General features: G+C 44.1%; 17 protein-coding genes and 1 pseudogene. 2 read left to right on the forward strand and 16 right to left on the reverse strand.

Features of this window, described 5'->3' with window-relative positions; translation table 11 throughout:
* Positions 1 to 15 precede the first annotated feature (15 nt).
* The 4 genes from KKI13_07510 to KKI13_07525 form a co-directional block, all read right to left on the reverse strand.
* The gene (locus KKI13_07510; GenBank protein ID MBU4488888.1) at positions 16 to 477 is read right to left on the reverse strand and encodes a DUF523 domain-containing protein; all 462 of its coding nucleotides are present in this window, start codon (positions 475 to 477) and stop codon (positions 16 to 18) included.
* The gene (locus KKI13_07515) at positions 474 to 1,232 is read right to left on the reverse strand and encodes a fumarylacetoacetate hydrolase family protein (GenBank protein ID MBU4488889.1); all 759 of its coding nucleotides are present in this window, start codon (positions 1,230 to 1,232) and stop codon (positions 474 to 476) included. Before KKI13_07515 ends, KKI13_07510 begins: the two co-directional genes overlap by 4 nt.
* Positions 1,233 to 1,258: 26 nt before the next feature.
* Positions 1,259 to 1,618, reverse strand: coding sequence for a hypothetical protein (locus KKI13_07520; protein ID MBU4488890.1), 360 nt, complete (start codon positions 1,616 to 1,618; stop codon positions 1,259 to 1,261).
* A gap of 116 nt (positions 1,619 to 1,734) precedes the next feature.
* Complete coding sequence (locus tag KKI13_07525; protein ID MBU4488891.1) at positions 1,735 to 2,058, reverse strand: exosortase system-associated protein, TIGR04073 family; 324 nt, start codon at positions 2,056 to 2,058, stop codon at positions 1,735 to 1,737.
* A gap of 175 nt (positions 2,059 to 2,233) precedes the next feature.
* On the opposite strand from KKI13_07525, the gene KKI13_07530 reads away from it, so the two are divergent.
* Positions 2,234 to 3,049, forward strand: a complete 816-nt coding sequence (locus KKI13_07530; GenBank protein MBU4488892.1) for an XrtA-associated ATPase — start codon at positions 2,234 to 2,236, stop codon at positions 3,047 to 3,049.
* Positions 3,046 to 3,690, forward strand: coding sequence for a general secretion pathway protein GspB (locus KKI13_07535; protein MBU4488893.1), 645 nt, complete (start codon positions 3,046 to 3,048; stop codon positions 3,688 to 3,690). The genes KKI13_07530 and KKI13_07535 overlap by 4 nt, the downstream gene beginning before the upstream one ends.
* Before the next feature lie 4 nt (positions 3,691 to 3,694).
* Here the strand turns inward: KKI13_07535 and KKI13_07540 are convergent, their stop codons facing one another.
* From KKI13_07540 to KKI13_07595, 12 genes and pseudogenes are all read right to left on the reverse strand, one after another.
* Positions 3,695 to 4,150 carry a GNAT family N-acetyltransferase gene (locus tag KKI13_07540; GenBank protein ID MBU4488894.1) on the reverse strand — a complete coding sequence of 152 codons (456 nt, stop codon included), beginning with the start codon at positions 4,148 to 4,150 and terminating at the stop codon, positions 3,695 to 3,697.
* A gap of 15 nt (positions 4,151 to 4,165) precedes the next feature.
* Positions 4,166 to 5,257 carry a 3-dehydroquinate synthase gene (gene aroB, locus KKI13_07545; protein MBU4488895.1) on the reverse strand — a complete coding sequence of 364 codons (1,092 nt, stop codon included), beginning with the start codon at positions 5,255 to 5,257 and terminating at the stop codon, positions 4,166 to 4,168.
* The gene (locus KKI13_07550; GenBank protein MBU4488896.1) at positions 5,238 to 5,933 is read right to left on the reverse strand and encodes an NAD(P)H-hydrate epimerase; all 696 of its coding nucleotides are present in this window, start codon (positions 5,931 to 5,933) and stop codon (positions 5,238 to 5,240) included. Before KKI13_07550 ends, aroB begins: the two co-directional genes overlap by 20 nt.
* Positions 5,934 to 6,190: 257 nt before the next feature.
* A pseudogene (locus KKI13_07555) lies at positions 6,191 to 6,334 on the reverse strand (small basic protein).
* Positions 6,335 to 6,353: 19 nt separating this feature from the next.
* A complete protein-coding gene (locus KKI13_07560; GenBank protein ID MBU4488897.1) occupies positions 6,354 to 6,923 on the reverse strand; it encodes an SPOR domain-containing protein in 570 nt (189 codons plus the stop codon).
* Between the two features lie 4 nt (positions 6,924 to 6,927).
* A complete protein-coding gene (locus KKI13_07565) occupies positions 6,928 to 7,641 on the reverse strand; it encodes an AsmA-like C-terminal region-containing protein (GenBank protein MBU4488898.1) in 714 nt (237 codons plus the stop codon).
* 8 nt (positions 7,642 to 7,649) lie between these two features.
* Complete coding sequence (locus tag KKI13_07570; protein ID MBU4488899.1) at positions 7,650 to 9,134, reverse strand: HD domain-containing protein; 1,485 nt, start codon at positions 9,132 to 9,134, stop codon at positions 7,650 to 7,652.
* Positions 9,135 to 10,229 (reverse strand): PilT/PilU family type 4a pilus ATPase, encoded by a 1,095-nt coding sequence (locus tag KKI13_07575; protein MBU4488900.1) that lies wholly within the window; start codon positions 10,227 to 10,229, stop codon positions 9,135 to 9,137.
* Positions 10,230 to 10,232: 3 nt separating this feature from the next.
* Complete coding sequence (locus tag KKI13_07580) at positions 10,233 to 11,387, reverse strand: deoxyguanosinetriphosphate triphosphohydrolase (GenBank protein MBU4488901.1); 1,155 nt, start codon at positions 11,385 to 11,387, stop codon at positions 10,233 to 10,235.
* Positions 11,381 to 12,223, reverse strand: a complete 843-nt coding sequence (locus tag KKI13_07585) for a hypothetical protein (protein ID MBU4488902.1) — start codon at positions 12,221 to 12,223, stop codon at positions 11,381 to 11,383. Before KKI13_07585 ends, KKI13_07580 begins: the two co-directional genes overlap by 7 nt.
* Positions 12,220 to 12,705, reverse strand: coding sequence for a metallophosphoesterase (locus KKI13_07590; GenBank protein MBU4488903.1), 486 nt, complete (start codon positions 12,703 to 12,705; stop codon positions 12,220 to 12,222). Before KKI13_07590 ends, KKI13_07585 begins: the two co-directional genes overlap by 4 nt.
* Positions 12,702 to 13,427, reverse strand: a 726-nt coding sequence (locus tag KKI13_07595) for a hypothetical protein (protein MBU4488904.1), incomplete at its 5' end; no start/stop codon positions are given. The genes KKI13_07595 and KKI13_07590, both read right to left, overlap by 4 nt.

Below are 13,427 nucleotides of genomic sequence, written 5' to 3' on the forward strand. Positions count from 1 at the left end.
TATTTTAATATTTTACTATACAGGAGAGGTATTTTCAAAGGTAATTTCATCTATGACCTCTATGCCGTTCATCTTGAGGAGCGCGCAGGTTACGCCGTCTCCTTTTATTAATCGGCCCGTGAAGGTCCCGTCATATATCTGGCCGCATCCGCAAGCCGGGCTCTTGGATTTTAGAACGGCTTTCTTTATGTTATGCTTCTTTGCTATTGATAACACTATTTCCGCGCCTCTCAAAAAGGCTTTTGTTATATCTTTCCCGCTCTCGCTCATTACCCTGCACTTGCCGGCTATGACATCTTCGCCGCTTGAGCCTTTTATTTCATTACGTTCCCGCGGGACGGATAGACCGCCAAGTAATTCCGGACATACCGGTATGGCCCGATTATTTTTAACAAGATCGCGCATATTCTCATTTACTTTGACTACACCGTCATAGGATGGGTTATGGCCGTTTAGACAGCCGCTTATAAGTATCATCTTTTCGCCACACGGTTGACCAGAGAACCTATTTTTTCTATTTTTATTTCTACTTCATCGCCCGGATTCATTGGCCCTATTCCACCAGGCGTTCCGGTTGCGATTATATCGCCCGGTTCAAGAGTCATTACTTCCGAGATAAATTCTATAAGCCGCTCGCAGTTAAAGATCATTTGAGAAGTATTAGACGATTGCTTAACCGTGCCATTAAGGCGAGCTTCGATCTCGAGAGAAGATGTATCGATGTCGGTAACTATATGCGGACCGATTGGGCAGAATGTGTCGAAAGATTTTGCCCTCGTCCATTGGCCGTCTTTCTTTTGCAGGTCTCTTGCCGTAACATCATTCAGGCATGTATAGCCGAATATGTAATCACGGGCATTTTTGCAGGAAATATCGCGTCCGCTCCTTTTCATAACTATAGCCAATTCGGCTTCGTAATCCACTTGCGCGGATACGGGAGGGTAATATATTGGTTCGCCGGGTCCTATTATGGCAGTAGGGGCTTTTAAGAATATTAGCGGCTCTTTGGGAGGAGCTGCTTTTAACTCTTCAGCGTGGTCAACGTAATTTAGTCCTACTGCTATTATTTTGGAAGGGGCTACGGGGGCGATCAACCTTACATCGCCCATTCTTACGCCATGCTTTAATGATGTGAGTTTCTGGAAGGGGCTTTCTTCAATCGGTATGATACTATCGTTTTCGATAATCCCCTCATAGATAACCCCACTATACTCAAAGCGTACATATTTCATATCGTTTAATAACGGGCGTTATTATCTTAAGCGGACGGATTTTCCGGGCCAGCTGCCGGTTCTTGAGTTCCTGCTTCTTTTGCCTTAGCTTCGGCGGCCTTTGCCTTTATTTCCGCATCGAACTTTTCCCAGCATCGCTTGTTGCAGAAATACTTACCGTTTCTATAGTGCCACAGCTTATGCTTGAAGGCCTTGTTACACGCTGCGCAGTTTGTAGGGCGCTCTTTCTCTTTTTGCTCTGCCGGCTTGGCCTCAGGGGCACTGACCGCAACTTTTTCAGGTGTCGGCTCCGCAGGTTTTACGGCTTCCGCTTTGGGCGTTTCTTCCGCTTTGGTCTCTTTCTCCGCTTCCTTCTTCACTTCATTATCTTTTATTTCTTCTGACATACTTGATCTCCTCTCGTAAGGGAGTATTATATATCAGACAGTATATTATGGCAAGAAAAAAATATAGGGCAACCAAGAACGGCTGCCCTATATTTTATTTTATCTGAAAGTTGAAATTATTGTTCGGAAAATACAAACTCAGGTTCTAATACTGGTCCATAGTCTTCCGGTATAGGGAACGGGAACGTTACCACCTCATAAATACCGGCGCCCGTCCTGACTATCGTCATTCCTATGCCTTTTGCTAAGCCTATGGTCAGTCCTGCTAGCGGATTGTCTTCTACACTGGTGTCATATATGTTTTTAGGCAATTCTATCCAGCCAGTCAGAATATTCGCCAAGCCTCTTCCGAGCTTCTTGGCAGGATCCTGCGCGTAGCTAACCGTAGCTACTGCGAGCACCATAACCATAACTAACGCTATTACTAAACCTTTCTTCATTCTGTGTCACCCCCCTCCATTTTTGGTATACTATCGATATATAAATCCAACTATATCCATAGGTTGTAAGAAGTATATCATATGATTTTTGCTTTGTCAAGCGTTTTTCGTGTTCTCCCTTTACAAAGAGGCTGTTTAGTGATATACTTTATAATAATAAAATGAAGATAATACTATGTATTTAGATTATTACAGACTCAGCGAAAGACCTTTCAATGTTACAAGCGATCCCGCCTTTTTGTATCTCAGCAAAAGGCACAAGGAAGCTTTTACGCATCTCATTTACGGCATAAAAGAGAGAAAAGGGTTTCTTGAAATAACCGGGGAGGTGGGCACTGGCAAGACTACCTTATGCCGCGCCCTTCTGAACCAGCTGGATCCGCAAACGAAGGCCGCCTTCATCTTCAATTCTGACCTATCCGAGCTTCAGGTGCTTCAGGCGATAGCGGATGATCTGAATATAAATGTCGAGCGCAGGACAAAAATGGAATTATTCGCCAAACTTAATCTTTTTTTAATACACCAATTGCGCGCAGGCAATAATGTCGTCCTTATTCTTGACGAGGCCCAAAACCTGAAGGCGCGTACGCTCGAACAGTTGCGTATGCTTTCCAATCTAGAAACGGACAAGGAAAAATTATTTCAGATAATACTCGTGGGACAGCCGGAATTAAGAGAAAAACTCAATTCACCGAATCTTCGGCAGTTGAGGCAGCGGATAAGCGTCCGGTACCATATTTTGCCGCTTGAACAAAACGAAATCACCGACTATGTAAACCACAGATTATCGATAGCCGGATCTGACGGGACGCTTAAATTCACCGAAGATGCCATAGAGAAGATTTACGAATATTCGGGCGGAATACCCCGCCTCATCAATATAGTCTGCGACAAATCGCTTCTTTTGGGATTTGTCCTGGAGCGTTACGAAATAAACGGAAATATTATAGAAAAAAGCATAGAAGAAATAGAAGGAAGGATAGCCGTATGAGCATAATTACTGAAGCCCTGAAAAAAGCGGAAATGGAACGCAATAGCAGCATAAATTCAAAAGAATACCTAAACAAAGCTTTAGGTCCGCGAGTAGATATGTCGTCCCACAGAAAAGAAGCGCCGGTGAGTAGCGGCATAGATGATGCTCCAACTATCTCCGGCAGGACCGCTGATCAGCCTGCGGGTAAGATCGATTGGCGCATAAGCCGCCCTGTTATTATCTCGGGCATATTGATAATAGGCGCGATCATATTTTTATCGGCTATGAATGTATTTATCATTTCTTTCGTAGACACCGAAGCAGTTCAATCGCCGCAACTCACAAAGTCTGGAAAGGATTACATTGAGGTCGAAACTTATACCAAGGCGATGTATCCTGATCTGATAGCTCTTGAGCGGGAACCCACTATTTTTAAGAGATTGGGCAGGGCGCTGAAGGGTATCACGCCGAAAGATGAATTTATATCAAATTTCGAATTAAACGGAATAATTTATGATGCCGACAACTCCTGGGCTATTATAAACAACCAAATGGTGAAAATAGGCGATATCTTAAGCGGCGCCAAGATACTCTCGATCTCGCCGCAAAAAGTAGTACTTTTATATAAAGAGGAGATGTTCAATCTGAGCGCGAGGTAACTGCTTAAAGGTCTAGCACAAATTTATATATTCGAAAACCACCGAGATCTATCTTTTCCGCTTCCTTGAAACCGTTCTTCTTTAAGAGATTTATTGCCTGCGCCATTCTCCCTGTAGCCCTGAAGACCACCTGTTTAAAATGGTTCTTTCGGCAATGATTAAGCGCCCTTGAGAGGAGCAGCGAACCGTAGCCTTTTCTCCGGCATGAAGGTTTTATGAACAGCCTTCTAAGCAGAGCCGTATCCTTTGAATCTTCTTTTACGCCCACGGTGCCTATAATATCATCGTCCGACTCGATTACAAAAAAGACATCCTTTCGCCCGCCGTATGTATCACTTATGCTTGAAATGTCGCTATTTTCATACACGCTTTTATCGAACGGGTATTCTTTTGTCAGGATTGATACTATCAGGTTCTTTACGTCCGCACTATCCTTGGTATCAAATTTTCTTACCTGCATTTTTCATCTCCTCTTTTATACAATGAGCTCCCGCACAGATTCTTCAATAATATTTTCGGATATGTTTTTAACAACGGCTACCTTACCGATTCGGACGGGCAGCACGAACGCATTGACGCCTTCGGTGAATTTTTTATCGTGCAGCTCGGCATCCATGATTTTTTTTAATTTGATATTCTTTATTTTTGTCGGAAGCCCGGCTCGCGAAACAAGGCTATTTATGGACGAGGCATCCTTTTCTGACAGCATACCGAGTTTATTGGATATATTTGCCGCAGCGAGCATTCCTATAGCCACGGCTTCCCCGTGATTATACAGGCCCGTGTAACCGGAAGCGCTTTCTATGGCATGGCCTATGGTATGTCCGTAATTTAATGCTGCCCTTACCCCTTTTACGTCCTTCTCGTCCTTACTTACGATCTTAGCTTTTATCGCGCAGCATTTCTTAATGGTATATTCCATCTTAGTCTTATTTAATCTTATTATTGAGTCGATATTCTCGCTTAAGAAATTGAAAAACGAACGGCTGTCTATGACGGAATATTTTATTATCTCGGAGAGGCCGCATTTTATCTCGCGCTTGGGCAGGCTTTTCAGAGATGAGGTATCAGAGATTACGATGGACGGCTGATAAAAAGCACCCACCATGTTTTTGGCAAATGGCGCATCTATGGCTACCTTGCCGCCTATTGATGAATCGACCTGCGCTAATAACGTCGTCGGTATTTCAATAAGGGGCACACCGCGCCTATAGACCGCCGCCACGAAACCGGCCAGGTCCCCGACAACACCGCCGCCGAACGCTATTATAAAAGGCTTCTTGCCCTTATCGGCATGCGCTATTTTATTTATCAAACTGAAAAATGTCTTAGGGGATTTACTGGTTTCAGAGTCGGGCACCATCTCAGTGTGAACGCTTATGCCGTTTTTTTTGAGCGATTCCCGCAAGGTGCGTCCGTACAGGCGGTTTATTTTGGGGTTCGTTATTATTACGGCGTTATCGCCTATGTTCAAGCGTGAGATATATAAGCCGCTTTTCTTGAGGATACCGTGGCCTATTTTTATCTTATAGCTGTTACGCCCCAGATTAACCTTTATCTCTTTCATATCCCTTCTCGAGTTCTATGGCCTTCTCCAGTAACTCCTGAGGGAAGCCTATGTTTACTACCTCAATGGAACCTGTATGGGATGGGCCATCCCCTGTATAGAAACCCTTTTTGGGTAATCCAAAACTTAATGTATATAGGGCCGTTACCGCCACAGGCTCAGCCTTGCCATTATCCGCATTTAAGCCGGAAGGCACATCTACCGCCAGAACCGGCAGCCGGGCAGAATTTATGAGGTCTATTACCTTTTTCAAGATGCCCTTGATAGGGCCGCGAAATCCTGTTCCGGTCAAAGCGTCTATTACAAGCGAATAATTAAAACTGTCATTAAGGCGCTCAACATCCTCTTCCGAAATAAGTTCCTTTACATTTTTTATCTTAAGGAGTAATTTTAGGTTAATCGCCGCCTCATTTTTTACGTCTTCTTTTTTTCCCAGGAGGTATAGGTCTGCCCGAAGGCCGTCCGTTATTAATTTTCTCGCGGCTACTAATCCGTCGCCGCCGTTATTTCCCCTACCGCAAAAGACAGCAATATTTTTTCCTTCTACGCGCTCTATTTCTTTTGCCTTTACCGCGACGGCAGAACCCGCGTTTTCCATAAGCTCAAGCGTCGATATGCCGCTTGCGGCAGCCATTATGTCCAGTTGGCGCATAGTTTCTGAGCTTACAGCTGTCATTTTACTTTACTGCCGGGCTTTACCGGCTTGTCGGGCTTGGATGCTCCCCTTGCCTCTTCCTTGCCCACTGCGGGCTTTGCTGCTGCGCCCTTTACCGCCGCGCCCTTTGCTAGAGCCGTAGCGCCTTTGGCAGCTGCCTCGCTTTTTCCTGCCTGCGGAGCGGCTGCGCCTTGAGCGCCTTCTGCAGTCTGAGCGCCTTCGGCACCTTCAGCGGCGGCCTCAACAGCCTTTTCCTTCTTTATCTTGACTCGAAGCAGCTTGATCTTTTCAAGGCCGTATACGGAATCGCTTTCAGACCATTTATCTTTTCCTGAAAGAAATTTAAGGCGTTCGTGGCGCTTCCACACCGACCTGTGTGCCTTTTCCTTACCTTTTGATTTTAAACTAGGATGTTGCGACATCTTTCCTCCTTGTCTTACGTTAATTACCTGTTTTGCGGATATACGAATCCGGATATTTTTGCTTGATGTTCCTAAGATCTTTACTGGCATCTGCCTGCGTAGCGTATCTGCCTATGCATACCTGATGCCAACTGCCCGAAGATATAAGAAAAGCCTCATATCCGGCCGCACTTAAACGCGCTACTTCCTTTTGGGTATCTTCGATTTTTTTAAGGGCCATGACCTGTATGGTATATGGCCCGGAAATTTTTTCACTTACCGGGGAAGCGTTTACGCTCGGAGTTCTTTTTACCTCACCCGCCGACACAGGTTCTTTTATTTCCGCTTTAGATGGGTAAGCAGCCGGTGCCGGTATGCGCATCTCTTTCGCGGTCAGTCGCTTACCTTTTTCAACACCCATTGAAAAAAAGAGCGCTAAAAGCATGATTAAAACTATGGAAAATAGAACCAGGTTTTCCCATGAAATGGTTAAGACCATCTTTTTTCCAAGCGTAAAGTCCTTTTTGAAATACGCGAATTTTCCGCCTCCGGAGGGCTTAAACTCCGGGAAAAGTTCTCCCTGGTCTTGTTTTGTGTAATTTTCTCCCATAAGGCTATCTGAGCTTCAAGATTCCTTTCCGTATATTCAACTTAAATGTTTCGCTGTCTATAGAGAGAAAAGGCCTTGCGTAATTACCCCTGGCCTTCAGCGTTATGCCCATCCAGCCGTTCGCCTCTTCAGTCAGTAAGGTCGTCTTCACTATATCCGGCACGTTGCTTGTGACCGAGCTCGAGAATGAAAAATGTAATTTGCAGTTTAAATCACCTTCTTTGCTTACCCACCCTTCTCCTCGTATTTTCATATCATCTGTCGCGGCCGCAATATTCTTCATATACACAACATTTTTTTGAAAATTCAATATGCCTTCAATGCATTCGAATCTGGCATCGGGCATTTTTGGGATAGTGAGCATGCTGGAGACCGAAGTAAGGAGGCCGATATCCTGCCGAACCACGACATTTCTTACCTTAAAAGATACTTCGCCACTCTGCAGTAAAAGAGCCGACAGATTGTAGTTGATATTCAGGTCTTCGGCTGTACCCATCATACCGCTTCCATCTGAAATGGATACTCCCCCCAAGAAGATATTTCCGGGTATCCATATTTTAGACGCTTTAAAGTCGAGCTTTTTCGAAAACTTTTTTTCTAAAGGCGAGAGGATAAGCCGGTTAATGCTATTGAACCGTATGGGTATAAGCAAAATAACACAAATTATCAAAACCGATATTACGAATACCCTTAATAGATTCTTTCGCGATGTAATCATTTTGTATTTTACCTGTTCTTTTTCAGTAAGCCGACAATCGATTTCTCTCCGATTATTTTTAAAAACGCCTTTACCGCTCTGGGGTCAAACTGCGTCCCCGAGCTTTTCTTTATTTCGGATATCGCCTTTTCAATATCCACCTTCTGCCGGTAGGGGCGTTTTGTAATCATCGCATTAAATGCCCCCGCAAGTGCCATTATTCTTGATCCAAGCGGTATATTATCGCCTTTTAGCCCATCAGGATATCCTGAGCCGTCATAATTTTCGTGATGGTGCAATATTAGCGGGATGACCGGTTTTAAAAAACTCAAGTGTTTTATTATTTTCACGCTTTTTTTAGGGTGCTTTTTTATAATATCATATTCCTTGCCCGTTAATTTCGCGCTCTTAGTAAGTATTTTATCGGAGAATCCTATCTGCCCGGCGTCATGCAGCAGGGCGGCATAATGCAGGTTTCGTAATTCGTCCGAACCGAGCTGCATCTCTTTTCCCATGGCGAGGATTATCTTTATGAAAGACTCCTTGGGCCTGTAACTTCCGCCCGTACGCGTTGCCAGAGTAGTAGCCAGCGATTTTATGCTTCCGAGCGTTATATCTTTCTGCTCTTTATACAGCTTGGCATTTTTAACAGCTATTACGGCCTGCTCGGAAAGAGTTGCCAGTATTTCCTTGTCAAATATATTGAAGGGCGCATTATCTACTCGGCACATTACGCATATCGCTCCCATGACATCCTCGTCGGTTAAAGGCGCGCAGAGCATCTTTTTTGTCATTACAAGTTTCCCCTTGCGCAGAACATCCCGCTTTATAATTCTTGCATAATGGCCGCGGTATAAACCAGATCCTTTTTTCCCGTTATTACCCGCTGAAATATGTACAATAGTGGGTTTCTTATTGCCGTTTGCGAGCAATATGCAGCATCGCTCCGCTTTCAGTATTTGCAGCGAAAGGCGCGCTATCTTAGGCAGCAGTTCTTCTAAGTTTAATGTTGAACTTAAGATGCGGTGTATGGTATGGACAGTGGACAGGGCAATGGCCCTTGGTCTTACTGCTTCGTAAAGCTTTGCAAGCTCGACTTCCTTCTGGAATTCTCTTATAAGCCCCTCCATAAAATTAGAGAATAGCGCTATTATGTCATCTCTTATCTTGTTTTGGGAGTGGCATATTCCGATATATCCATAAATCTTGTCGCCTTGGATCACGGGTACGCATATACCGTTTTTGGAATTTGCGCAGCCGAAACGCACAGGTTTTTTAGATCTCCTCGTCTTATTCAGCAGATTGCGGAACCTTCTCAGGCAGGCATCAGTTACGGCCTCACCTTTCCGGCAAAAGTACGGTTTGACCTTATCTACACCGGTTATGGCTGCTTTATCGGTCTCCTCCGCCATCCACCATACCGAATCTTTTAAAAGCGCTTTAAGTACAGACGCCTCCTTCTTAAAGCCTTCGCTTTTTACTAGCTGTGAAAGTAAGTCTTTAGTATTTTCCATCTATCCTAATATCCCCTTATCTTCGTCCAGATATATTCCTTTTAGGTTTATCTTTAGCGCTTCCGGATTACTAGATTTTGAAAGCGCCTCCTCTTTTGTCACTAAATTCTTTTTGTATAAAGTTGCGAGTGCCATGTTGAATGTGCACATCCCTTCTTCACCGTGTTGGAGCAATTTGATTATCTCCTTTACCCTGTTTTCGCGGATCAATTTTGACGCAATAGGCGTAATCGCAAGTATTTCTACGGCCGGTATCAGGCCTACTTCTTCCCCTCCGAGCTTTTTAAGCAGGCGCTGGCATGTTATCGCTTTTAAGTTGTTGGCTAATTGCATCCTTATCTGTTCTCTTTCGTGATGGGGGAAAAAGTCTAGTATTCTCGTGATGGCCTGCATAGTATCTTCCGCATGGAACGAGCTCAATACCACGTGGCCCGATTCCGCTGCCGATATGGACGTCATAACGCTTTCGGCATCTCTCATCTCGCCTATTACTATGATATCGGGGTCCTGGCGTAGTATGTGCCTGAGCGCCGCGTGAAACGATTCCGTATCTACGCCTATTTCGCGTTGATTGATTACGGATTTTTTATCCCCATGTATATATTCGATGGGATTTTCGAGCGTCATTACATGCTTGTTCTTATTGCTATTTATGTAATCTATAATGCTTGCAAGCGTTGTACTTTTTCCTGTAGAGCTTGCTCCTGTTATGAGAATTATACCACGTTCAAACATGGCGATCTTTTCAAAAATCGGCGGCAAATTCAACTCTGCAAATGTCGGTATTTTGTCTTTTATCCGCCGCATGACTATGCCGGATTCGCCTCGCTGCCTGAATATATTTACCCGGAACCGCCCGATGTTATCCGCTAAGTACGCATAGTCGATCTCGTTTTTTTGTTCAAACTCATGGCGCTGGGTTTCGGTAGTGATTTGCGAAATGATATTTTCCATGTCCTCTTTGGTAAATTTTCCGCACCTATCCTCAGGGATAAGCCGTTTGTTTATCCGATATATAGGCCCGCTGCCCACTTTAAGATGTATGTCCGAGGCATTCTTTTCGATCATAGCCTTTAATAAATCAGATATGTTCATCTTCTATACCCGTTCATATGGTTCGAAGAATTTTTTATACTCGTCAAGCGCATAGCGATCGGTCATGCCGGCTATATAATCGCAGATAACGCGATAAGCCCCTTCTTTCTTCAGCCTTTTTTGAAATTTGGGCGGAAGCTGCTGCGGCTTAGTCAGGTATACACGAAACAGGTCCTTTATAAACCTTATTGCCTTATCCGACATCCTTACTATTCTATAGTGTTGATAAAGATTGTTCATTAGAAATTGGCGAAGCGGTTTCCTTTTTTTGAACATCTCATTACTAAAGCATATGACTTTTTTGTTAAGACGCTTTACATCGCCGCTGCTTTTAATATTTTTTCTTTTAATATTCTTTTCGCTCTCGCTTATTGAATCAGTAACCTGGCTGTCTATAAGTTTTCTTATTATCTGGTATTTACTTTTTTCCTCGGATAACCCTTTATATTTTAAGGCTATTGCCGCGTGAGCTTCGCTCCACAGATCGATTTTTTGCAAGTCGGCTTTATCTATCATGCCGCTCGTTATTCCGTCGTCAAGGTCATGATTGTCATAAGCTATTTCATCCGCCATATCCACTGCCTGTGTCTCCAGGATGGGAAGCGACTTTCCGCCAAGCTCTGCCGCCTGGGAGGGGTGATCAAATAGAGTGGAGTGCTTCGCTATTCCCTCCCTTACCTCCCAGCTTAAATTAAGCCCCGGAAATTCCGGATATTGCTCTTCGAGCAGGTCTACAACGCGCAACCCCTGGGCATTGTGCTCGAATCCGCCATGCCTTTTCATAAGCTCTCTCAGGGCATCTTCGCCCGCATGGCCAAATGGAGTGTGTCCCAAGTCATGCGCCAATGCTATTGCCTCAGTCAGGTCTTCGTTTAGGCAGAGTGCCCTCGCTATAGATTTTGCTATTTGCGCCACCTCCAGGGTATGAGTAAGGCGCGTCCTGTAATAATCGCCCTCATGATTCACAAATACTTGCGTCTTGTATTCCAGCCTTCTGAAGGCGGTCGAATATATTATCCTGTCCTTATCTCTTTGATACGCGCTTCTGTAATCGTGTTCTTTTTCTTTATAGACTCGCCCCCTCGTTTCAGCGCTTTTCATCGCATATGGGGCTAGAATCCGATACTCTCTTTTTTCTATTTGCGTTCTTGTCAGCATCTTTGTTTCGCTTTGCTTTCTTTTTCCGCTTCTATTTTTTTTCTGGCGTCCTCGAAAAATGGCTCTGCAAATTCCGTATTCCAGGTTCTCTCCTCAAAGCTTCTGGTCTTTGAGGTCTCGAGAAACTTCTTAAAGTCTTCATAGTAGGAGCCGTAAATGTGGAAGCTGTCGCTTATGTCTACGTAACGGCCTACGCCTATTTTTTCGCCGCATCGTGAGGATATCTCGTCCGATACTATTTTTTGGAGGTCCGTAAGAGCAAACATATTCATAAAAGATGCTTTAAACGCGTCCCTGCTTCTCCAGTGGCTGTTCATGTTTAATATCTTTTTCCCGTCGATCCCGGCGCTTATCCTGAACCATAGCCGCTGTAGACAAGGAGGGTCATCCGCCTTTCCGTCAAGATCGACATTCCATGTGATTGCCTGCCCCCTGCGGGAATAAGGAACTTCGGATAATTTTTTTATTATTAAATCTATTTGATTCGTGCGTCCGATTCCCCCCTCATAATCGAACAGCCTTTTATGATAAGTATAAGTCCACTTGCCTTCCCGAGGGCTTATCCAGTGGTCATGTATGCCCAAAACGACCTCCTGCCGGTACACCTCAAGGTCCTCAAGGCCGCCTGGAAAGGCGCGGTGTATACGCGGTTCGGCCATGGGAAATTTCACTACTATTATCATTGTGCAGTCTTTGCTGGGCGGATCTTTTGGTTTGTCGTACTCTGTCTTTATGTCTTCGCCCTTTTCCCATGCCGCGAGAACTGCCTCTTCCCATGCAAGTGGAAGATTTTCGGCCTCCACGGTTAATATCGGTATGCCGTAATTATTTATCATTTTATTTTTATTATTTCCCCTTTTATGCCGTCTGCTATCGTAAGCATGCCGTAAGACTTATATTTTGCAAAGATCTTATCCGTAGGGCTTCCGGGATTAAAAAATAGGATCCCGTCTTTTATTTCATTTACGGGCGAGTGAGAGTGGCCAAATACGATAACATCCACTTTTTCCGAAAACTCATCTTTTACATAATTTATCAGATTTGCGGGAGGGCCGTAGCCGTGAACCAGCCCTATAGAGAATCCCTTAACTTTTATTATTTCTTTTTCGCCGAGTAACTTGCGTAACTCGGGCCCATCCATATTGCCGTATACCGCTTTCGTTTTAGCCAATTTTTCTAATTCTCTCAACACGCTCATTTCTACCAGGTCTCCGGCATGGAGTATCAGGTCCGCACCCTTAAATGCGCTTAATATTTCTGCGGGGATATTGGGACATGCCCTCGGTATATGCGTATCGGATAATACCCCTATCCTCATAATTTATCCACCCTCACTACTTTCTCCTTGCCGAATAGATCAAATAAATTATTTACGGCCTCGAGATTCCATAACCATATTTTCATTTCTTTAGCCAGTATCTTCGCGTTGATGTCTATCTCTTTGAAATGCATAAAGATGCGGCGCTTGAGGAGTGGTTTATATTTCATGGAATCCCGCACAAAATCGACGATGTCATTCTCCTCCACTTTATCCTTGAATATGCAAGCAAGGTAAAGCTTATTGTTTACATATCCGGCGACCCACTTTTTCGCACCATTTTCTATTATCTCTACCTTATCGAAACGAACCAGCCGGTGCTTCTTAGAATCTATCTCAATAAGTTCATTATTGAAAGATTCCAGAAGCATCTTTGCCCGTGTAGCTACATCAAGTTTTGAATTATTTACGAAATTTTGTATCATGTTCAACGCGTCGTCACGAAAATTCTTCGCCTTCTCGGATATGTTATCCACAAGAGTAACTCTACGCTTGTGATAAACTTTAGTAAGCCAGAACCGGAGCATCTTATCGTAGAAGGCGTAAGTATTGCCTGAGGTGTATATCAGGTTTTTATCGATCAAAAGTTTTATGTGACGGGACACCTCTTTATTATTACAGCCGGTTCGCCCCACAATCTCTTTATTTTTATAAAATCCATAAGATATAGCGATGAGCGTCTCGCGCGCTTCTTCATACTTGGCCTCTATCACGTCCTGCAA

It is taken from the genome of Candidatus Omnitrophota bacterium (assembly GCA_018894435.1).
In the GTDB taxonomy this organism is placed as follows: domain Bacteria; phylum Omnitrophota; class Gorgyraeia; order JAHIPI01; family JAHIPI01; genus JAHIPI01.

Coding starts and splice junctions, on each gene's coding strand:
- KKI13_07575 (MBU4488900.1), bottom strand. CDS start 10,229: ATGAACATATCTGATTTATTAAAGGCTATGATCGAAAAGAATGCCTCG.
- KKI13_07510 (MBU4488888.1), bottom strand. CDS start 477: ATGATACTTATAAGCGGCTGTCTAAACGGCCATAACCCATCCTATGAC.
- KKI13_07520 (MBU4488890.1), bottom strand. CDS start 1,618: ATGTCAGAAGAAATAAAAGATAATGAAGTGAAGAAGGAAGCGGAGAAA.
- KKI13_07590 (MBU4488903.1), bottom strand. CDS start 12,705: ATGAGGATAGGGGTATTATCCGATACGCATATACCGAGGGCATGTCCC.
- KKI13_07540 (MBU4488894.1), bottom strand. CDS start 4,150: ATGCAGGTAAGAAAATTTGATACCAAGGATAGTGCGGACGTAAAGAAC.
- KKI13_07580 (MBU4488901.1), bottom strand. CDS start 11,387: ATGCTGACAAGAACGCAAATAGAAAAAAGAGAGTATCGGATTCTAGCC.
- KKI13_07560 (MBU4488897.1), bottom strand. CDS start 6,923: ATGGGAGAAAATTACACAAAACAAGACCAGGGAGAACTTTTCCCGGAG.
- KKI13_07585 (MBU4488902.1), bottom strand. CDS start 12,223: ATGATAAATAATTACGGCATACCGATATTAACCGTGGAGGCCGAAAAT.
- KKI13_07515 (MBU4488889.1), bottom strand. CDS start 1,232: ATGAAATATGTACGCTTTGAGTATAGTGGGGTTATCTATGAGGGGATT.
- KKI13_07530 (MBU4488892.1), top strand. CDS start 2,234: ATGTATTTAGATTATTACAGACTCAGCGAAAGACCTTTCAATGTTACA.
- KKI13_07525 (MBU4488891.1), bottom strand. CDS start 2,058: ATGAAGAAAGGTTTAGTAATAGCGTTAGTTATGGTTATGGTGCTCGCA.
- aroB (MBU4488895.1), bottom strand. CDS start 5,257: ATGAAAGAGATAAAGGTTAATCTGGGGCGTAACAGCTATAAGATAAAA.
- KKI13_07570 (MBU4488899.1), bottom strand. CDS start 9,134: ATGGAAAATACTAAAGACTTACTTTCACAGCTAGTAAAAAGCGAAGGC.
- KKI13_07550 (MBU4488896.1), bottom strand. CDS start 5,933: ATGACAGCTGTAAGCTCAGAAACTATGCGCCAACTGGACATAATGGCT.
- KKI13_07535 (MBU4488893.1), top strand. CDS start 3,046: ATGAGCATAATTACTGAAGCCCTGAAAAAAGCGGAAATGGAACGCAAT.
- KKI13_07565 (MBU4488898.1), bottom strand. CDS start 7,641: ATGATTACATCGCGAAAGAATCTATTAAGGGTATTCGTAATATCGGTT.